Origin of the sequence: Streptomyces sp. NBC_00490 (assembly GCF_036013645.1) — a bacterium.
Classification (GTDB): Bacteria; Actinomycetota; Actinomycetes; order Streptomycetales; family Streptomycetaceae; genus Streptomyces; species Streptomyces canus_F.
On sequence record NZ_CP107869.1, the window covers coordinates 1,859,657 to 1,879,033 of the forward strand.

Genomic DNA, 19,377 nt, shown 5'->3' on the forward strand with positions numbered 1-19,377 from the left:
CCTACTTGCAGGCAGCATAGGCGCCCCAAGCGGCCGATCCCGTTCGGGGCGACCCGCGCTCCGAACGAAATATTACTCGTCAGTACACCCAGTTCGTTCCCGCTAAGCAAGCGCTTTGAACTGTGACCTTCGCAACGCAGCGTAATCGGAACTCGACCGCTTCGCAGAAGTGGGCGTCAGTCGCGCAGCCCGCCGAACCGGCCCTGGTGGTAGACGAGCGGACGGCCGGCACCGGCCGGATCGCCGAGAAGCACCTCGGCCAGGACGATGCGATGGTCCCCGGCGGGCACCCGCGCGACGACCCGGCACACCAGCCAGGCCAGCACGTCGTCGAGGACGGGAACGCCTTCGGGACCCTCCCGCCAGGCGGTCGGCGCGCCGAAGCGGTCGGCGCCGCTGCGGGCGAAGGTGGCGGCCAGCTCCTGCTGGTGCTCGCCGAGTATGTGCACGCCGACATGGTCGGCCTCGGATATCGCCGGCCAGCTGGAGGCGCCGACACCGATCCCGAAGGAGAGCAGCGGGGGCTCGACGGAGACCGAGGTGAGGGAGGTGGCGGTGAAGCCGACCGGGCCTGCCTCACCACCGGCGGTGATCACGGCGACCCCCGCCGCGTGCCGCCGGAAGACGGAGCGCAGGAGGTCGGCGGAGGCGAGCTGAGGGGTACGGAGTTCCGGCGAGGCCGTCATCGAGTGATCCTTCGGCAAGGAGGGGCGAGAGGGTCCGTGGGTGCTCAACAACCCGGACAGCGCGCGCTCGCCGTGCGGGCGAGGTCGACGTGGACCCGCCCGAAGAGAAGGAGTTCCGAAGGCATACGGTCAGGCTGACGATAGGTGGTGCGCACAGTCAAGTACGTCCCGGCATATGGGAGATGCCTCACCGTCCGCGTGAGCCGGGTCAAACCGCCTCCCCCAGCGCCGCGATGACGTCCGCCTTGCGCGGCTGCCCGCTGGCCCGCCGCACCACACGGCCGTCGGCGTCCAGCACGAGCACGGTCGGCGTCTTGAGGATGTCGAGTTCGCGTACGAGGTCCAGATGCGCCTCGGCGTCGATCTCGATGTGGGCGACTCCGGGCACCATCTCGACCACCTCGCCCAGGATCCGCTTGGTGGCACGGCAGGGCGCGCAGAAGGCGCTGGAGAACTGCACGAGCGTGGCGCGCTCCCCCAACTCCCCGCCCAGTTCGGCCGCGCCGAGCCGCTTGCCGTCGTCACGCCCGCGCACGCGTACTCTCCCGCTCCGCCGCTTGTGCAGCACTCCGTAGGCGCTCGCGGCGACGAGCACCATCACACACACCACAACTCCGGCCATCACCCAGCTCCAGCGTTCACGAGACTGCAAAGATTCCCGGCGCCGCTGACCGTTCCCCATGCGGAATGCTTGATTCATGGACATCGACGTGAGGGGACCGCGCTTCGGGGCGGCCGTGACGACCCTAGTACTGGCGGTCGTACTGATCACCGGCAACGTGTGGCTCCTGGCCTGGCAGACCCTGGCGTTCGCGCTGGGCGCGGCGGGCGGAGTGGCCCGCTCGCCGTACGGCTGGCTGTTCCGCAAGGCCGTACGGCCCCGGATCGGCCCGCCGACCGAGTTCGAGGCGCCTCAGCCGCCACGGTTCGCTCAGGCCGTCGGGCTCGCGTTCGCCGTCGTGGGGCTCGTCGGTTACGCGCTCGGACCGACGTGGCTGGGACTCGCCGCGACCGGTGCGGCGCTCGCGGCCGCGTTTCTCAACTCCGCGTTCGGGTACTGCCTCGGCTGCGAGATGTACCTACTCGTACGGCGGGCGACGGTACGCGCATAGTAAAGGCGGCGTAAAAGCACGAGGTGGATCAAGCAGGCGACGTGACAAGGATCTCGCCGTTCACGGGCACGAGGACTGGCCCCCGGTCCGTTCTTGGGGCACGATCTGCGAGATGCCGTAAACCTACGGCGCCGTAACTTTCCCGCCGGGAACCGTCTTTCCCAGCAGAGAAGGAAGGGTCCACCCCGTCCATGGCAGAGCTTGTCTATCGACCCGCTATCGGCCTCGCGCGCACGCTGTTCAAGGCGTGGGACCTCAAGATCGATTGCCAGGGTTCGGAGAACATCCCGCGCACGGGCGGCGCCGTGCTGGTGAGCAACCACATCAGCTACCTGGACTTCATCTTCGACGGCCTCGCGGCGCTCCCGCAGAAACGACTCGTGCGCTTCATGGCGAAGGAGTCCGTCTTCCGGCACAAGATCTCCGGACCGCTGATGCGCGGGATGAAGCACATCCCCGTGGACCGCAAGCAGGGTGAGACCGCGTACCAGCACGCGCTGGATTCGCTGCGCTCCGGCGAGATCGTCGGGGTCTTCCCGGAAGCCACGATCTCGCCGTCGTTCACCCTGAAGTCCTTCAAGTCCGGTGCCGCGCGCATGGCCCAGGAGGCGGGCGTCCCGCTGATCCCGATGGCGGTGTGGGGCACGCAGCGGCTGTGGACCAAGGGCCACCCCAAGAACTTCAAGCGCAGCCACATCCCGATCACGATCCGGGTGGGCGAGGCGATCGAGGCGTCCAAGGACAAGTACGCGGGCGCGATCACCCGTCAGCTGCGCGAGCGCGTCCAGGAGATGCTGGAGGCAGCGCAGCGCGCCTATCCGGTGCGGCCGAAGGACGCCGACGACACCTGGTGGATGCCGGCGCACCTCGGTGGGACCGCGCCGACGCCCGAGGAAGTCAAGGCGGCGGAAGCCCGCTGAGAGCGCGGCGGAGCCGTGTACCGGCACAGCCCCGCGCCTCTTCGGCGCGCGGTAGGGCCCGATAGAGTCCGTGCGGTAACCGGAAGTCGGATGTCCGGGGTTCGCTACGGGGGCTGTGCATGCGGCGTTGGGTCAAGGTGTCGGTCACGGCTGCGGTCGTTGTGGGGATCGGCGGCTGGGTCGCCACTCCGTATGTCAACGACTGGTGGCTGCTGCGCACGGCCTGCGACGGGGCGCTGCCCGTGGACGCGGTGCGCGAACTCGGGCGCGACGGCTCACACTTCAAGGACGCGACGAGCGCCTCCCATCCGGAACTCGGCGACTACGGTTGCTCCCTCGACTTCGAGGGCGACGAACTGCGCAGCGACCGCCTGCTGAGGATGGAGGCGTACACCCGACGGGACGACGTGGACCGGGAGTTGATGACGGTCTTCCCGGAGACGGGGTTCGACACCATGGCGCCGATGCCGGACGGAATGCCGGGCTTCATCGACAAGTTCGGCGACCTCCAGCTCCTGGTGCCCTGTCCGGCCCTCGAGAAGGACGACGAGGGCCGGCGACCCAGGCTGCTGGTGCGCACCCGGCTGGGCCGGGACACCCTGTGGGGCACGCCCGCCGCCTACGAGACGGCCGTGGCCCTCACCAACTCCGCGTCCGAGCGGCTGGGTTGCGGCGCCGAGCCGTTGAAGTCGCCCGGCGGCGACGCCGCGCCGGTGGATCCGGAGAAGGACCCGCGGACGGTGCCTCTGGACAGGTCCGCGGACACCGCCTGCGGCTGGGCCCTCAAGTCGGGTCTGCTCAAGACGTCCCAGTGGCAGGTCGCGTCGCTGATGAACGACGCGGGTCCGGTGGGACGCTGCGATCTGTACGCGCGGGACGCCGACTCCGGCGACATGCGGCCCCAGTTGATGTTCGCCGCCTGGTACGGCGACTGGAGCGGCCGTCTGGTCGCCGAGGACGGCCGCCTGCCCGCGGCCCTTACGGCGACGGCCCGCTGCGACGGCGAGGCGGCCAACTTCGCCCTCAGCGCCGCCAAGGACGCTCCCGGGGTCGACGAGGCCGACCAGCGGAAGCTGCTCGCGGCCTTCGCCCGCGAGCAGGTGCGGCAGCGGGGTTGCACCGGTCTGCGGCTCGGCGGCTGAGTCCGCTCAGAACGTCATCCAGAGCGCCCTGACGTACCGGTCGTCGATCAACTGCCGCATGTCCGCCGCGCGTTCCCGCGGCACGTTCCGCGCCTTCGTCCAGGCGTCCAGCATGGTGAACATCTGGTGCCGCCCGTCCATCAGGTCCCCTGCGACCGGACCGGAGACGGGCCGCTCGGCGATGTCCCCCACCGGCGGCCGACTACTCAACTGCCGCGCGGCCGCCCGGTAGGCGCCGCGCGTCTGCTGCCGTACGGCTGTGTCGAAGGCCGCGAGGTCGGGGATGGTGCCCTCCCTGGTGTAGCGCGCCCGGAGGTTCATCAGCGTGCCGACGCGGTCGGCGAGGTGTTCCAGGTCGATGTCGACCCAGGTGTCGGCGGACTGGGGTGTCCCGTCCTTGTCCGGCTCCGGGTGGTAGTCGGGGTCCGTGCCCGCCCGGGTGAGGCGTTCGAGGTAGTACGCGAGGTAGGCGCGCTGGGCGTCGTAGAGGATCGCGAACGCCTCGGGGTCCTCGGCCAGTTCGGCCATCAGGGCTTCCGGGTCGGCGCGTACGGGGGAATACGGCTGGGCGTGCTCGAAGTCGGCGTGTGCCTCACCGGGGGCGAGGAAGCGGCCGTACTGCGTCCAGCCGGTGTCGTCCGGGGCGGCCGACGTGGCGTCGGCGGCGGGGGTGTAGGACTCGTCGTCGGAGCTGAGGTAGCGGTTCGCGTCCACGATGTACTCGGCGAGCAGGCGGGCCAGGCCGGGCGCCATCCCGGCGGGCACCTCCTTGTCGTCGAAGGCGGCCACGACCGCGTAGGCGGCGCGGGCCTGGGCGAGCGTGTGGGGCTTGCCGCCGGCCGGGGCGCGGGTGGCCGCGTCGACGACCTGGCCGAGCACCTTGGCGCCGTCCCCGCACGGGTTCTCGTGCACCAGGAGGTCACGCACGGCGCCGAACAGGGTCAGTTCGTCGCCCGGGTCGAGGGCGCGGGTGGCGGCCGCCGGGTCCTTCGCGAGCGCGCGGGTCGAGGCGGGGATCTCCTGGCACGGGGGCTCGTCACCGGAGTCGGCGAGGACGACCGGCACGGCCGTGGCCGCCGCCAGCACGGCCAGCGCCACGGCCGAGGTGAGCAGCCAGTGCCTTCTCAGCCGGGCGAGAGGTCCTGCCGGCTGCTCCGCGTCCACGCTCGTACTGTCGTCCACTGCTCCCCCATCACGCATGCCGGGAGATTAACGACTGCGACGGATCAGCCGCGCACCGGGTCGGCGTCATGCACCTCGATACGCGCCCCGGGGCTGAACTTCTCCAGCAGCTCGGCGAGTTCGGCGGCCGCCGCCTCCACCTCGGGGACCGGCATCGGGGCGAGGCTCTCGAGCAGGAAGATCCCGGAGACGGTCGCCTCGGTGAGCCGGGTTCGCGGTCCCTGGCGCCAGTTCCAGCGCCGGCAGGTCACGCCCCGCTCGTCGCGCCAGACCACCTCGCCGGCGTCGGGGTGTTCGACGACCTCCTCGCCGCCGGCGACGGTCACGAAGTCCTCGTCGCCGGTCGCCCGCACCAGGCGCATCCCGCCCTCGATGCGGTCGATGTCCTCGCCGCCGACCGGGATCAGATGGGCGACGCTGATGGCGTTGTAGAGGTCGACGAGCAGGTTGATCCGGGGCAGCCCGCCGTCCGCCAGAGCCCGCTTGGCCAGCGCCTCCGCCGAGTTGCGGGTGCGCGACGGCTTCGAGCCGAACGCCGTGTAGGCCTCGCGCCAGGCGGCCATGTGCGGGTCCTCGTGCGGGGGCCGCCCGTCCAGGCGTACGGCGAGACGGCGGGCGGCGTCGTCGAGCAGCGCCGAACTCGCTTCGGTGCTCGGTCCGTTGGCGAGGCCGTGCGCCTCGACGGCGACGTGCGTGAAGCCGGGCGCGAGCGCGCGTACCTCGTCGGACACGGTCAGGGAGAAGGTCATCGGCTGCCTCAGAGTGCGGTGGGGAGCGTCTTCCACAGGGAGGGCCGGTCGGGGGCGGCCCGCAGGACACTCAACACGGTGGGATGCGGTTCAGCGTACAGCACCGGATAGTCCACCTCATTGGACTGTGGGTCCGGAATCCACGCCAGCCGCTCGCCTTCGAGGGAGAACCGGGCGTCCACCCCCGGTTTGTTGCCGCGGGGGTCCTGCCGGTGCCAGGCCCCGTTGAACCGGAGCGCGACCAGGCCGTGCACGACATGTCCGCCCCCGTCGTCGTCCGCCAGCCGCTGATAGCAGAGCGCGGTCGGGATGTCCTCGGCCCGCAGCAGCGCGGTCAGCGCATGAGCCTTGGCGTAGCAGATGCCGGTGCCCTGTTCGAGCACATCGGAGGCCCGCCAGGTGACGCGCGGGTCGCCGGAATCCTGCGAGTGGGGGATGGCGTCGCGCACGAACTCGAAGGCGAGCTGCGCATAGGCATACGAGTCCGCGGCTTCCGCGGCGAGGCGCGCGGCCGTCTCGCGCACCCGTGGATGGTCATGGTCGATGACCTCGTCGGCAGCCAAATACGCGGACAGGTCAGGGGTGTTCTGGATCAGCTCCATGACCGCAGAGCATAGGAATGCGATCACCCGAGAGTCAATGCTTTTTCAGGTGACCGCATATCTATGCATGACGCGAGAGGCCGCTAGTACGCCATCTCCTCCTTCAGGGCCGCGACGAACGCGTCCACGTCCTCCTCGGTCGTGTCGAAGGCGCACATCCAGCGCACCACGCCCGCCGTCTCGTCCCAGAAGTAGAACCGGAACCGCTTCTGCAGGCGCACGCTCACGTCGTGCGGGAGCTTGGCGAACACGCCGTTGGCCTGCACCGGGTAGAGGATCTCCACGCCGTGCACGGCACGGACACCCTCCGCGAGCCGCTGGGCCATCTCGTTGGAGTGGCGGGCGTTGCGCAGCCACAGGTCCTTGGCGAGCAGCGCCTCCAGCTGGACCGACACGAAGCGCATCTTGGAGGCGAGCTGCATGGACAGCTTGCGCAGATGCTTCATGTGGCTGACGGCGTCCTGGTTGATGACCACGACGGCCTCGCCGAACAGCGCGCCGTTCTTGGTCCCGCCGAGCGAGAGGATGTCGACGCCGACCGCGTTGGTGAACGTCCGCATTGGGACGTCCAGGGAGGCGGCCGCGTTGGCTATGCGGGAGCCGTCCAGGTGCACCTTCATACCGTGCGCGTGGGCGTGGTCGCAGATGGCGCGGATCTCGTCCGGTGTGTAGAGGGTGCCCAGCTCCGTGCTCTGGGTGATCGAGACGACCTGCGGCATCGCGCGGTGCTCGTCGTCCCAGCCGTACGCCTGCCGGTCGATCAGCTCGGGCGTGAGCTTGCCGTCCGGCGTGGGCACCGTGAGCAGCTTGAGGCCGCCCATGCGCTCGGGGGCGCCGCCCTCGTCCACGTTGATGTGCGCGCTCTCCGCACAGATCACCGCGCCCCAGCGGTCGGTGACCGCCTGGAGGGCGACGACGTTGGCGCCGGTGCCGTTGAAGACGGGGAACGCCTCGGCAGTGGCGCCGAAGTGGCTGCGGACGATCGTCTGGAGGTTCTCGGTGTAGTCGTCCTCGCCGTAGGCGACCTGGTGCCCGCCGTTGGCCAGGGCCAGGGCGGCGAGCACCTCCGGGTGGGCGCCGGCGTAGTTGTCGCTGGCGAAGCCCCGGCTGTCCGGGTCGTGGTGCCGACGGGCGTCGGTCCTGGGAGGGTTCACGGCTTCTCGGTGAGCCACAGACGGTTTCCGTTCACTTCCCCGGCGGACTTCTCCCAGACGTCGGCGATGGCCCCCGCGAGGTCCTTGACGTCCGTGAAGCCCGCGAACTTCGCGTTGGGTCGCTCGGCGCGCATCGCTTCGTGCACCAACGCCTTCACCACCAGGATGGTGGCGGCCGAGGTGAGCTCCTCACCGGCCCCCGCCTTGCGGAAGAAGTCGGCCATGGCGAGCGTCCAGGCCTCGGCGGCCGCCTTGGCGGCGGCGTAGGCGGCGTTGCCCGCGGAGGGCTTGGTGGCGCCCGCGGCGCTGATCAGGACGTAGCGGCCGCGGTCGCTGCGCTGGAGCGCCTCGGAGAAGGCGAGGGAGGTGTGCTGCACGGTGCGGATGAGCAGCAGCTCCAGGAAGTCCCAGTCGTCCAGGCTCGTCTTGATGAAGGTCTCGCTGCCGCGCCAGCCGCCGACGAGGTGGACCACACCGTCGACACCGCCGAAGTCCTTCTCGATGCGCGTGGCCCAGTCACGGGTGGACTCCAGGTCCAGCAGGTCGACCGGCTCACCGGTGACCGTGGCGCCACCGGCGCTGTAGCGGGCCGCGTCCACGGCCTCCGCGAGGCGCTCGGGGTCGTTGTCGGCGCCGACGACCGTCGCCCCGGCCTCGGCGAGGCGCAGCAGTGTCGCGCGGCCCGCGGGACCGCCCGCGCCGGCCACCGCGATCACCGCACCGCTGAGAGCTCCGTTCCCCGCCATGTTCTTCGCCTCCTGAGCTTGCCGTGCAGTGTTCTCGGTGCCGCTGTCGCTCACGCGGCGATCCGCTCGGCGTTCTCCGCGGTGATGCCCCGGGTCGAGGCGATCACGTTTTTGAGTTTCTTGGAGAGGGCCTCATAGAACATGCTCAGCGGAAACTCGTCCGGAAGCACGTCATCGACGAGCTTCCGCGGCGGCTGGCTCAGGTCGAGGGCGTCGGGACCCTTGGCCCAGCGGGAACCGGGGTGCGGGGCGAGGTACTGCGACACCAGGTCGTAGGCGGCGAACCAGTGGACGAGCTTCGGACGGTCGATGCCCGCCCGGTAGAGGTCCTCGATCTCGGCGCACAGCTGGTTGGTGACCTGCGGGGCGCGCTGCCAGTCGATGTGCAGCTTGTTGTCGGTCCAGCGGACGACGTCGTGCTTGTGCAGGTAGGCGAAGAGCAGCTGGCCGCCGAGGCCGTCGTAGTTGCGGACCCGCTCGCCGGTGACCGGGAAGCGGAACATGCGGTCGAAGAGCACCGCGAACTGCACGTCGCGGGCCTGCGAGACGCCTTCCGCCTCCAGCTTCACAGCCTCCTTGAAGGCGGTGAGGTCACAGCGCAGCTCTTCGAGGCCGTACATCCAGAACGGCTGGCGCTGCTTGATCATGAAGGGATCGAAGGGCAGGTCGCCGTGGCTGTGGGTGCGGTCGTGGACCATGTCCCACAGGACGAATGCCTCCTCGCAGCGCGTCTGGTCGTGGACCATCGCGGCGACGTCCTCGGGCAGCTCCAGGCCCAGGATGCCGACGGCGGCGTCGGTCACCCGGCGGAAGCGGGCGGCCTCGCGGTCGCAGAAGATGCCACCCCAGGAGAATCGTTCCGGCGCCTCGCGCACGGCGATGGTCTCCGGGAAGAGGACGGCCGAGTTGGTGTCGTAGCCGGCCGTGAAGTCCTCGAACTTGATGCCGCAGAACAGCGGGTTGTCGTAGCGCGTGCGCTCCAGCTCGGCCAGCCACTCGGGCCAGACCATGCGCAGCACGACCGCTTCGAGATTGCGGTCGGGATTGCCGTTCTGGGTGTACATCGGGAAGACGACCAGGTGCTGGAGACCGTCCGCGCGCCCCTTGGCGGGCTGGAAGGCCAGCAGCGAGTCGAGGAAGTCGGGCACCTCGAAGCCGCCGTCGGCCCAGCGCTTCAGGTCCTCGACCAGGGCCTCGTGATAGGCGCTGTCGTGCGGGAGCAGCGGGGCCAGCTCCTCGACGGCGTCGACGACCCGCCGTACGACGGCCTCGGCGTCCGCGCGCTCCGGGGCACCCTCGGCGGTGAAGTCGATCGACCCGTCCTTGGCCTGCCAGGGCCGGATCCGCTCCACCGCATCCTTGAGCACGGGCCAGGCCGGGTGCTCCACCACCCTGGTCACGGGAGGAGCCTGCTCCCCCGTCGCCGCCTGCACAAGAATTTCCGTCATGCCCCATCCTCCACGGGAGAACCTCACGTCAGGACACCGTAGGCATAGGGACTTCCTTCCAGCAAGTACAGGCTCGGGAAATTATCCTGCGTGACCGCATGGTCACGAAACTTTTTCCTGCCGGATGCCATGAGCGCCACTCAGGTGGGTATACGTGCCTTTCTCGGCGGACCCGCGTGGTCAATGTCCGCAGGACTCGCCCACCCCAGGGTGACCACCCGGAGCCGTACCGGGCAGGTCCGCCCCTCGCGCCACCCCGATCCCCCGTGTACGCGCGGGTACATCACCGGCCGGGCGCACTAGGCTGCGGATCTGCCCGCGCGATCGTCCGCTCCGGTCCGCGCGGACGCCGAGCCGCCGTCGACGGAAGCGAGTTGTACCTTGAACTTCCTTACCATCGGTCATCGCGGGGTCATGGGTCTCGAACCCGAGAACACCCTCCGTTCCTTCGTGGCCGCCCAGCAGGCCGGCCTCGACGTCATCGAACTCGACCTGCACCTGAGCAAGGACGGTGCCCTGGTCGTCATGCACGACACGGACGTGGACCGCACGACCGACGGTTCCGGTCCGATCGCCGAGAAGACCCTCGCCGAACTACGCGCCCTGGACGCGGGCCGCGGTGAGCGCGTGCCCGTCTTCGACGAGGTCCTGGACGCGGTGCGGTCGCCGCTCCAGGCCGAGATCAAGGACATGCAGGCGGCCCGGGCACTGGCCGAGGTCATGCTCAGGCGGGACCTGGTCGCCCGGGTGGAGGTGTCCTCGTTCCATGACGAGGCGATCGCCGAGATCTCCCGCCTGGTGCCGGGCGTACGGACCGCGCTGATCGCCAGCCGGTACGGCACCGACATCGTCGACCGTGCCGTGGAGGCCGGTGCCGCGACCGTCTGTCTGAACATCCGCCGGATCACGCTGGAGGTCGTGGAGGCCGCCCGCAAGGCGGATCTCAGGATCATCGGCTGGGTGGTGAACACGCAGGACCATCTGCGGCTCGTACGGGCCCTGCAGCTGGACGGCGCGACCACCGACTACCCGGAGATCAAACGCACCGCCCGCTTCACCGCGTAGCCCTCTGCATGAACGTCACACCAGCGGCTTGACCAGCAGCTCGAACTGAAGGTCGTCGCGCTGCGGAACACCGAAGCGCTCGTCGCCGTACGGGAACGGGGTCATCCGGCCCGTACGGCGGTAGCCGCGGCGCTCGTACCAGGCGATCAGGTCGTCACGTACGGAGATCACCGTCATCTGCATCTCCGTGGCGCCCCACTCCTCGCGGACCCGGCGCTCGGCCTCGGCGATGATCACCTTGCCGAGGCCGCCGCCCTGGAGTTTCGGGCTGACCGCGAACATCCCGAAGTAGGCGTGGCTCCCGCGGTGTTCGAGCTGGCAGCAGGCGACGACCTCGCCGTCGCGCTCGACGGCGAGCAGCCGGCTGTCGGGCGCCTTGATGACCTCGAGAACGCCCTCGGGATCGGTCCGCTGTCCCTCGAGGATGTCCGCCTCGGTGGTCCACCCCGTCCGGCTGGAGTCCCCGCGGTAGGCCGACTCGATCAGCGCGACCAGGGTGTCCACGTCGGTGTCGACGGCGTCGCGGAACGTGAGTCCAGCGGTCATGAGGCGTATCTCCGCTCTCGGGCACGGCACGGGGCACCGACGAGCGTAGCGCTCCCACTAGGCTCCGCTGCATGGTGCATGTACTGAGCGGCCGGACCCTCCTCCACCCCACCGACCCCGAGCGTTCCCGGACCTTCTACGGCGAGCAGCTCGGCCTCGGCGTCTACCGCGAGTTCGGCACGGGGCCCGAGCGCGGCACCGTCTACTTCCTCGGCGGAGGCTTCCTGGAGGTCTCAGGGCGCTCCGAGACGCCCCCGTCCCCGGCCGTGCAGCTGTGGATGCAGGTCGCGGACGTGACAGCCGCCCACGAGGAGCTGGTGGCGAAGGGCGTCGAGATCGTACGGCCGCCGGTGAAGGAACCCTGGGGACTGATCGAGATGTGGATCACCGATCCGGACGGCTGCCGGATCGTCCTCGTCGAGGTACCCGAGGACCACCCGATCCGCTTCCGCCCGGGCATCTGACGACCTCCTGCGCGGGCCCGGGTGCCCGAGGCGTTCTCGTAGGCGATGAGGCGGTCGGCGCCGGATGGCAGCGGCGGTCGAGCGGGGCTAGCGTGCGAAAGGGGACGCCCGCGTCGGCAGGAAGGCCGTGACGCCATGAAACTCGACAGGCCGGTGGCCGGCGGGCCCTGCTGGGCCGAGGTGGGAACCCCGGATGTGGAGGCCGGCCGGCGCTTCTACGGCGAGCTCTTCGGCTGGCGGACGGAGACCGACGCCCGCGCGGGGATGGGCGGCTACACGATCGCGTCCGTGGGCCGTCTCCCCGTCGCCGCGCTCGTGCCGCTGGGCGAGGAGCCGCAGCCGGTCATGTGGTTCGTGACGTTCGCCGTGACGGACGTCGACGCCACGGTGGAGAGGATCAAGTCGGCCGGCGGCACTGTGGTGTTCGAGCCCGGGGACGTTCCCGGCATGGGACGCTTCGCCTCCGTCGCCGATCCGCAGGGCGCCGGTTTCCATGTGTGGCAGGCGCGGGGCTTCGAAGGGGCGGGGCTGTTCAACGAGCCGGGTTCGCTGGGCTGGGTGGAGCTGATGAGCAGACAGCCCGAGCGGTCGGTGGACTTCTACACCACGGTGTTCGGCTGGAGTGTCAACGCCTCGGAGCGCTACACGCAGTGGGGCCTCGACGGCGCCGACTTCGGCGGCATGGTGACGATGGACGACAAGTTCCCGCCCGAGGTGCCGCCGCACTGGCTGCCGTACTTCGCGGTGGCGGACGTGGACGCGAGCGCGGCCACGGCGACGGAGGCGGGCGGCACGGTCCTGATGGAGCCCACCACGGTGCCCGACGGTCTGCGCATCGCGGTGCTGCGGGACCCCCAAGGGGCGATGTTCGGCGTGTACTTGGCGGGTGCGGAACACTGATCCGCCACCGCCACGAAACCCGCTTGCGTTGAAGTGCGCTCCAGCCCATAGCGTCGTACGCACGAACCGCCCGGAGGGGGAACTGAATCGTGCGTTACACACTGTTCGGCAGGACCGGTCTGCGCGTGAGCGAGCTGAGCCTCGGCACGATGGTGATGGGTGAGGACCCGGGCGCCGGCTCCGACAAGGAGACCAGCGGCAGGCTCCTCGACGCCTACGCCGACGCGGGAGGCAATTTCATCGACACGGCCGACATCTACTCGGGCGGCGGCTCGGAGCGGATCCTCGGTGAGCTGCTGGAGGGCCGGCGTGAGGAGTTCGTGCTGGCCAGCAAGTACACGTGCGGCACCCGCGCGGGGGATGTCAACGCGGCGGGCAACCACCGCATGAACCTCGTGCGGTCGGTGGAGGCGAGCCTGGAGCGGCTGCGCACCGACCGGCTCGACGTCCTGTGGGTGCACGCGCGGGACAACTTCACCCCCGTCGACGAGGTGATGCGGGCGCTCGACGACCTCGTACGGACCGGGAAGGTGCTGTACGTCGGTGTCTCGGACTGGCCCGCCTGGGAGATCGCGCAGGCCAACACCCTGGCGGAGCTGCGGGGTTGGACCGCGTTCGCGGGTTCGCAGCTGCGCTACAACCTGTTGGAGCGGACGCCTGAGCGTGAACTGCTGCCGCAGGCGCGGGCGTTCGGCCAGGCGGTGCTGGCGTGGGCGCCGCTGGCGGCCGGGAAGCTGACCGGCAAGTACCGGCGGGGCGAGTCGGGCCGGCTCGACTCCTGGGACGGCAAGCCGAGCGCACAGGAGGAAGAGGTCGTCACCGCCGTCCTGGAGATCGCCGAACAGGGCGGCTGGAGTCCGGCCCAGGTGGCGCTGGCCTGGCTGCTCCAGCGGCCCGGCAACGTCGTTCCGATCATCGCCGCCACCAAGGAGCACCAGCTCGCCGACAACCTCGGCAGCGTCGACGTCCGCCTCGACGCCGACGCGGTCGCCCGCCTGGACGAGGTGAGCGCGGTGTCGCTGGGCTTCCCGCACGACTTCGTGAGGGACCCGGACGTCGTCCGGACGATCTACGGCGACCGCTGGGCGGACATCGACGACCGCCGCTCCGGGTACCGGCGTACGGCCACCGACGTCCTCTAGCCCCTTCTCGTCCCTTCCAGTCCCCTCTAGTCCACGAAGTAGCTGTCGTGCCGGACGCGGAACTGCTCGAGTTCCTCGCCACCGCGCTGCGCCATCTCCGCGACCCGCTCGAAGTACTCCTCGCGCGGGGCGCCCGGGGAGAAGAGCATGAGCATGGACGTCGGTTCGTCGGTCACGTTCTTGAAGGCGTGCAGGCCGCCGACCGGCACGTACAGGAAGTCGCCCGCGCGGCCCGTGACCCACTTCTCGCCGTCGTAGAGCTCCAGTTCGCCCGACAGGACGTAGAAGGACTCCGACATCGTCTTGTGGAAGTGGGTTCTGGCGCCGGCGGACCGTGGGCTCAACTCCGCCTTGTAGAAGCCGAACTCGCCGCCGGTCGAGGCGTGGGTGGCGAGGAAGTGGGTCGAACCGCCGGGCGAGGAGACGTCCGCGGGGGTGTCGACGGGGCGGAAGACGGCGTTCACCTCGCCCTTGTCGCCGTGGTAGCGGGGCTCCGGGTACGGGAGGTGTTCCGGGTAGGACATGATGCGCTCCTTCTGGCAGGTCTCCATCGCAAGCCTGGCCCGCGCCCCCGGACGGCCGCATCGGGCCCGCGGACGATCTGGGCGGTTCCGGGGAACTGGGGCCTCGGGCCCAGGCCTGCTTCTCGATGCGGTCGTCAGGCGAGCGGTGTCACCGTCACCGAGTCGAGAACCGGGGCGTGGGCGGAGCGCTGGCCGTGGGCGTTCGTGCCGGTGCCGTCGAAGTCGGGGAGCTCGTCGGCGGTGAACGTGACGGTGTTCGCGCCCTGTTGGAGGGTGACGGGGACGGAGAGCCGCCAGAAGTTGTTGAAGTGGAAGGTGGTGGGGAACAGCACGCGGCGCGTGTCGTCCCCGTTGACGGTGATGTCGGCGTGACGGCAGACCGGGTCCGGGTTGTAGTGGGTGCTCGGCGGCTGCTCGCCGTTGGAGTAGCGGATCGTCAGCGCGTGGCGTCCGGGGCGGTCCGCCGTCACCGTCAGGGTGAGTGCGTTGGCGGGGCCGCGGCCGATGCCGTCGACGGCCTTGCCGCCGGTGGCGTAGGGGAACGCGGTCGCCTTCGCGGTGCCGGTGAGCACGCCGTCTTGCGCCGGGTACGTCGTGGTGGGCAGCAGCCCGCGCGCCGGACCGACGGTCAACTGGTCCACGAGGAGCTCTTGCGAGGTCGCCGCGACCGTGACCTTGTTGACGCCCCCGGCGAGGAAGACAGGGAGGTCCGCGTCCCCGATCCGCCCGATCTCCTCCCCGTTGACCGTCAGCAGGCCCTCGCCGTCTCCGTGGAGGGCGAGGGTCGCCTCCCCGTCGTCGGCCGCGTGCACCCAGAAGGTCACGCTCCCGCCGCGCGGAAGCACGGCCGCGGGGCCGCTCACGCGCGCTCCGCCGGCGAGGGCCGCGTACCCGGCGTCGTAGCGCGCGACCCTCTCCGTGTCGCGCAGGACCAGCTCCAGCCGGTCGACGACCGCGTCGCCCCGGGTGGCACCGAGGTCGGGGTCCTGTGCCGCGAGGGTGATCAGATGGCGGCCCCCGGTCAGCTCCACCTCGGTGTCGGTGTGGCCCCAGACGGCCGGCTTGTAGCCGAGCGGCAGCAGCAGCTCGCGCGGGTCCTTGCCGTCGACGCGCAGGAAGACGTTGGTGGGGCCGTGTTCCCGCACCGCTTCGGCGAGGTTGTGCGCGTTGGCGTGGACACGGATCTCGTACGTCCCGTCCAGCGGGACCTCGACGTCGAAGGCGAGCACGCCGTCGGAGCCGGTGCGCAGACCGCCGACGTGGTAGCCGCCGGAGGTGGCGAACTTGTCGACGTCCGCCGGGGACCCCTCGGGGCCGTTCCTGGAGTAGCCGCCGCCCGTGTAGGCGGCGTCCTCGGCCTCATAGCTCCTGCGCCAGCCCGCCGACGGCTGCGGGCGGACAGGTCCGTCGCCGCCGGGCGACAGGATCAGTTGGTAGGCGGACATCTCGTCGAGACCGGTCAGGGGCAGCGTCACCCTGCCGTCGACCACAGGGAGTTGCTCATCCTTCAGGATCAGCGGCTGGGCGGAGGCGCCGAGTTGGCCCGTCCAGGGGATCTCCTGGAGCCGTGCACGGACGGTCGCGCCGAAGAGGTCGAGCTGCTTCACGACGATGTCGGCACTACCGCTCGCCCCTCCGAACAGCACCCGTGCCTGCCGCTTCTCCCGGTCGAGCGTGGCGACACCCTGGAGCGTGTACTGGACGTTGGGCTGCGGCGCGGTCACCGCGACCGTGTTCCCGGTCATCTGGCCGTAGGCGTTGAACAGCCACCACTGCCCGTTGGCCTTGTTGGCCTCGACGGCGGAGTCGTTGAGGTTGCCGGCGATGTTCCAGTACGCCATGTCGGCGTCGATCTTGGACTCCTCGATCGCGGAGATCCACTGGATCATCTGCCCGGGGACGGACAAGTGGTAGTTGTGGGCGTACTCGTTGACGTTGACGGGCAGCGGCCCGATGCCCAACTCGCGTTCCCAAGTGCGGTACTTGGCCACGTTCGTGCGGACCTCGTCCGGCGAGGAGAGTTCGTGCCAGGTGATCACGTCGGGCAGGACGTCGTGTTCCTTGGCGAAGGCGAGGAAGCCCTTGACCTCGGGATACAGGATGCAGGTATTGGGTCCGGCGATACGGGCGTCCGGGTCGAGGCCCTTGATCAGCCGGTAGATGTCCCGCCAGGCGGTGAAGTAGTGCCCCGGGTCGGTGTGCCACGAGATGCCGTCGTAGCTCCACTCCCCCTCGCCGAACATGTTGCCCTCGGGTTCGTTGAACGGGACGTAGACGACGTGGGACTTCAACGCACCCATGGTCAGGACCTGTTGGACCTGCTTGTGGATGCTCTGCGTGAAGCCGGCCAGCCGTTCCTCGCCGGTGGCGCCGGGCCACTCGTAGGGGAAGCCGCGCAGGATGTCCGGCATGTAGAGGTAGACGTCCTGCCCGCCGGCCGCGACGAAGGACGGCAGGATCTCCAGGGCGTCCGCGCCGGGGTGCTGGATGCCGTCCTGGGCCTTGGTGGCGACCGTGCGGACGTACATGCCCTCGACGACGGCGCGGCTGGGCACACCGTCGCCGTAGAGGCCGTAGAGCGTGCCGCTCGCGCCGCCGTGGAAGGGGCCCGTCTCGGTGCCGAGGTCGACGGTGAGCGTTTCGGCTGCCACGACATCTCTCCTTCGTCCGGTATTTCGCACGCGAGTCGGCGCATCGAACCGAACCTAGGAGCAGGTGTGGATCACGTCAATGGAGGAGCCGCTTCCGAGATTTACGGAACGGCCGGTCAGACGCGGAGCGCTCCGAGACGGCCTTCCAGCCGCGTCAGCAACTCGCCGAGCAGTGAGGCCAGTTCCCCCTGCTTCTCCCTGTCCAGCACGGACAGCACCGCGGTCTCGTACGCGAGCTGCTCGGGCAGGATCCCGTCCACGAGATCGCGGCCGGCGTCCGTCAGGCGGAGGTGGACCACCCGGCGGTCGCGGGTGTCGCCGCGGCGCTCGACCAGTCCGCGCTCGGTGAGCTGCTTGAGGCGCTTGGTGACGGCGGCGCCCGAGGAGAAGGTCTCACGGGCCAGGTCCCCGGGGGTCAGCTCATGGCCGGTGCGGCGGAGCGCGCCGAGCAGGTCGAACTCGGGACGGCTGAGACCGGCCCGCCGCAGGGGGGCGTCCTCGGCCTGCTGAAGGAGGGCGGCGGAGCGGTTGATACGGCCGATGATCTCCATGGGCCCGGTGTCGAGGCCGGGATGGACGGCCTGCCACTGTCGGACGACCGCCGCGACCGTGTCCGTCCTCGGGCCGTCTCCCCCGCTGGTCTCCGCCGTCATGGCCGTACGTCCTCCGTTGTCGCGCTGGTCAGCCGTCGTGTCGTCGCGGCGAGCGTACGGTGTCCCGCCTGCTCGGCGAGCACGACCCGCTCCTGGGGCAGGGCACGCTGCCACCATTCGCCGGACGCGGCGTCCACGGTGACACGCAGCTCGACCAGGGCGGCGGCCAGGGTCCGGCGCGCCGACTCCAGGGCGGCGGTGGCCGGGTCCGGCTCGGCGAGGAGGCGGGCCGTGCGCTCGCGGGCGCGGTCCACGGCGCTCAGGGCGTGCTCGACGCGGTCACCGGCGCGCCGGTCGGTGACGGCGATCGCGACGACGAAGCCGACCAGGGCGCCGACGACGGTGTCCACGATCCGCTCGGTGATCAGCCGGCCGGGCTCCTGGAAGCCGGCGAACTCGGTGATGAGCAGCGCCATCGGGGTCACGCAGACGCTGCCGAGCCAGTAGTTGCGGCTGATCAGCGCCTCCGCGCCGAAGTTGAAGGCGAGGCAGCACAGGACGAGGGCGGCCGGGCCGAGGTGGGCGAGCGGGACGACGGCGGCGAAGAGGAGGACACCGGCGAGATTGCCGACCACGCGCTGGACGCCGCGGCTCCAGGTGAGGGTGAGGTTGGCCTGGTAGAGGGAGGCGGCGGTGACCAGGGCCCAGTACGGGCGGCCGACACCGAAGGCTAGCGAGGCGTATCCGGCGAGGGCGCATCCGAGGGCGGTGCGCAGGGCGAGCGGGGTCAGGGGGCCGAGCCGGCGCCACCACGGGACGGTTTCGAGGCTGAGTTCGGCGTCGATGCCGAGCAGTTCACCCCGGTCCTCGGTCCGCGGGACCGGTCCGTTGCCGCGCAGGTCGCGCACCCAGGCCCGCAGCCGTTCGGGGTCGGTGTCGGCGGGGGCGGCGAGGGCGACCTCGGCGCGGACGACGAGGCGGTCGAGGGCGCGGCGGGGCTCGGTGCGGGCGCCGGCGGACAGCAGCGCCTGCCAGGCGGCCTGGACGGCGGCGGCCGCGGCGGCCCTGGCGCGGGGATCGTCGGGCTTCTCGGCGTACGCGGCGGCGGTGCGCAGCGCGTGGGCGGTGGCCCGGCGTTCCGGGCCGTGCGGACGGACCAGGCCGGGTGCCATGCCGATGAGCCAGGCCCAGACGCCCGCCGTGGCGGCGAGGGCCAGGTGGCCGGGGACCTGGGCGAGGGTCTGCGGGGCGAACAGGGCGGCGGAGGTGATGAAGGTGAAGATCACGTTGCCGGGCGGGCCGGTACGGGCCGCGTCGCACAGTGCCTTCTGCGCCGCGGCCAGGAGGGCGCCGACCGTGACCAGTGCCACGGCGCTCGTGGTGAGCGACGCGGCGACGAGGGCGACCGCGAGGCCGGTGAGCATGCCGAGCACGACCCAGGCCAGGGCGCGGGCCCGGGCGGCGTAGGGGCGATTGTGGGCGTACAGCGCGCACAGGGACCCGGCCATCGTGTACATCGCGAGGTCGAGGCGCCCGAGCGCCAGCAGGGTCAGGTTGGGCGGGGCGACCGCGACGACCACGCTCAGGGCGGGCTTGAACCAGATGTCCGAGGGCCGGCCGAGACGCAGGACGCCGGCGAGGGGGAGACGTGGGGTCGCGCTGTTCATAGCGATAACCTTAACAGGTGTTTTACTTGTAAACGATTTTCACGAGCCCGCGCTGACCTGCCGTGCTCCGCCGAATGCTCCCCG

Annotated in this window: 20 protein-coding genes; 7 read left to right on the plus strand and 13 right to left on the minus strand. The window is 70.5% G+C overall.

Going from position 1 to position 19,377, the window contains the following annotated elements; genetic code table 11:
• Window positions 1-176 precede the first annotated feature (176 nt).
• Both OG381_RS08325 and OG381_RS08330 read right to left on the minus strand, forming a co-directional pair.
• On the minus strand, window positions 177-686 hold the full coding sequence (locus tag OG381_RS08325; RefSeq protein WP_327715476.1) for a flavin reductase family protein: 510 nt from the start codon (window positions 684-686) through the stop codon (window positions 177-179).
• A gap of 208 nt (window positions 687-894) precedes the next feature.
• Entirely contained in the window at window positions 895-1,308 is a 414-nt protein-coding gene (locus tag OG381_RS08330) for a TlpA family protein disulfide reductase (protein WP_327715477.1), read from the minus strand.
• 76 nt (window positions 1,309-1,384) lie between these two features.
• Here OG381_RS08330 and OG381_RS08335 point away from each other — a divergent pair, with 76 nt between their 5' ends.
• The 3 genes from OG381_RS08335 (at window position 1,385) to OG381_RS08345 (ending at window position 3,860) form a co-directional block, all read left to right on the plus strand.
• Window positions 1,385-1,798 (plus strand): DUF4395 domain-containing protein, encoded by a 414-nt coding sequence (locus OG381_RS08335; protein WP_327715478.1) that lies wholly within the window; start codon window positions 1,385-1,387, stop codon window positions 1,796-1,798.
• Between the two features lie 191 nt (window positions 1,799-1,989).
• A complete protein-coding gene (locus OG381_RS08340) occupies window positions 1,990-2,718 on the plus strand; it encodes a lysophospholipid acyltransferase family protein (protein WP_327715479.1) in 729 nt (242 codons plus the stop codon).
• Window positions 2,719-2,837: 119 nt separating this feature from the next.
• A complete protein-coding gene (locus OG381_RS08345; protein ID WP_327715480.1) occupies window positions 2,838-3,860 on the plus strand; it encodes a hypothetical protein in 1,023 nt (340 codons plus the stop codon).
• Between the two features lie 6 nt (window positions 3,861-3,866).
• Here the strand turns inward: OG381_RS08345 and OG381_RS08350 are convergent, their stop codons facing one another.
• The 6 genes from OG381_RS08350 to OG381_RS08375 all read right to left on the minus strand — a co-directional run bounded on the left by OG381_RS08350 (window position 3,867) and on the right by OG381_RS08375 (window position 9,741).
• Entirely contained in the window at window positions 3,867-5,042 is a 1,176-nt protein-coding gene (locus tag OG381_RS08350; protein WP_327715481.1) for a hypothetical protein, read from the minus strand.
• Between the two features lie 44 nt (window positions 5,043-5,086).
• Window positions 5,087-5,791, minus strand: coding sequence for a B3/B4 domain-containing protein (locus tag OG381_RS08355; RefSeq protein WP_327715482.1), 705 nt, complete (start codon window positions 5,789-5,791; stop codon window positions 5,087-5,089).
• Window positions 5,792-5,799: 8 nt separating this feature from the next.
• Window positions 5,800-6,393 (minus strand): transglutaminase-like domain-containing protein, encoded by a 594-nt coding sequence (locus tag OG381_RS08360; RefSeq protein WP_327715483.1) that lies wholly within the window; start codon window positions 6,391-6,393, stop codon window positions 5,800-5,802.
• Window positions 6,394-6,476: 83 nt separating this feature from the next.
• Window positions 6,477-7,547 carry a threonine aldolase family protein gene (locus OG381_RS08365; RefSeq protein WP_327715484.1) on the minus strand — a complete coding sequence of 357 codons (1,071 nt, stop codon included), beginning with the start codon at window positions 7,545-7,547 and terminating at the stop codon, window positions 6,477-6,479.
• Window positions 7,544-8,293, minus strand: coding sequence for an SDR family NAD(P)-dependent oxidoreductase (locus tag OG381_RS08370; RefSeq protein WP_327715485.1), 750 nt, complete (start codon window positions 8,291-8,293; stop codon window positions 7,544-7,546). Before OG381_RS08370 ends, OG381_RS08365 begins: the two co-directional genes overlap by 4 nt.
• Window positions 8,294-8,343: 50 nt before the next feature.
• Window positions 8,344-9,741, minus strand: coding sequence for a DUF6421 family protein (locus OG381_RS08375; RefSeq protein ID WP_327715486.1), 1,398 nt, complete (start codon window positions 9,739-9,741; stop codon window positions 8,344-8,346).
• Between the two features lie 381 nt (window positions 9,742-10,122).
• Here OG381_RS08375 and OG381_RS08380 point away from each other — a divergent pair, with 381 nt between their 5' ends.
• Complete coding sequence (locus tag OG381_RS08380) at window positions 10,123-10,806, plus strand: glycerophosphodiester phosphodiesterase (RefSeq protein WP_327715487.1); 684 nt, start codon at window positions 10,123-10,125, stop codon at window positions 10,804-10,806.
• A gap of 15 nt (window positions 10,807-10,821) precedes the next feature.
• Here OG381_RS08380 and OG381_RS08385 read toward each other — a convergent pair whose 3' ends face one another.
• A complete protein-coding gene (locus OG381_RS08385) occupies window positions 10,822-11,352 on the minus strand; it encodes a GNAT family N-acetyltransferase (protein WP_327715488.1) in 531 nt (176 codons plus the stop codon).
• A 71-nt stretch (window positions 11,353-11,423) separates the two neighbouring features.
• Here OG381_RS08385 and OG381_RS08390 point away from each other — a divergent pair, with 71 nt between their 5' ends.
• The 3 genes from OG381_RS08390 (at window position 11,424) to OG381_RS08400 (ending at window position 13,858) form a co-directional block, all read left to right on the plus strand.
• Window positions 11,424-11,816, plus strand: a complete 393-nt coding sequence (locus tag OG381_RS08390) for a VOC family protein (protein WP_327715489.1) — start codon at window positions 11,424-11,426, stop codon at window positions 11,814-11,816.
• A gap of 135 nt (window positions 11,817-11,951) precedes the next feature.
• The gene (locus OG381_RS08395; protein ID WP_327715490.1) at window positions 11,952-12,716 is read left to right on the plus strand and encodes a VOC family protein; all 765 of its coding nucleotides are present in this window, start codon (window positions 11,952-11,954) and stop codon (window positions 12,714-12,716) included.
• A gap of 89 nt (window positions 12,717-12,805) precedes the next feature.
• Window positions 12,806-13,858 carry an aldo/keto reductase gene (locus OG381_RS08400; RefSeq protein ID WP_327715491.1) on the plus strand — a complete coding sequence of 351 codons (1,053 nt, stop codon included), beginning with the start codon at window positions 12,806-12,808 and terminating at the stop codon, window positions 13,856-13,858.
• A 26-nt stretch (window positions 13,859-13,884) separates the two neighbouring features.
• Here the strand turns inward: OG381_RS08400 and OG381_RS08405 are convergent, their stop codons facing one another.
• The 4 genes from OG381_RS08405 to OG381_RS08420 all read right to left on the minus strand — a co-directional run bounded on the left by OG381_RS08405 (window position 13,885) and on the right by OG381_RS08420 (window position 19,293).
• The gene (locus tag OG381_RS08405; protein WP_327715492.1) at window positions 13,885-14,382 is read right to left on the minus strand and encodes a cupin domain-containing protein; all 498 of its coding nucleotides are present in this window, start codon (window positions 14,380-14,382) and stop codon (window positions 13,885-13,887) included.
• Between the two features lie 134 nt (window positions 14,383-14,516).
• Window positions 14,517-17,033: a cellulosome protein gene (locus OG381_RS08410; RefSeq protein ID WP_327715493.1), complete on the minus strand. Its 2,517-nt coding sequence runs from the start codon at window positions 17,031-17,033 to the stop codon at window positions 14,517-14,519.
• A gap of 116 nt (window positions 17,034-17,149) precedes the next feature.
• A complete protein-coding gene (locus OG381_RS08415; RefSeq protein WP_327715494.1) occupies window positions 17,150-17,686 on the minus strand; it encodes a MarR family winged helix-turn-helix transcriptional regulator in 537 nt (178 codons plus the stop codon).
• The gene (locus tag OG381_RS08420; protein WP_327715495.1) at window positions 17,683-19,293 is read right to left on the minus strand and encodes an FUSC family protein; all 1,611 of its coding nucleotides are present in this window, start codon (window positions 19,291-19,293) and stop codon (window positions 17,683-17,685) included. Before OG381_RS08420 ends, OG381_RS08415 begins: the two co-directional genes overlap by 4 nt.
• Between the last annotated feature and the right edge of the window lie 84 nt (window positions 19,294-19,377).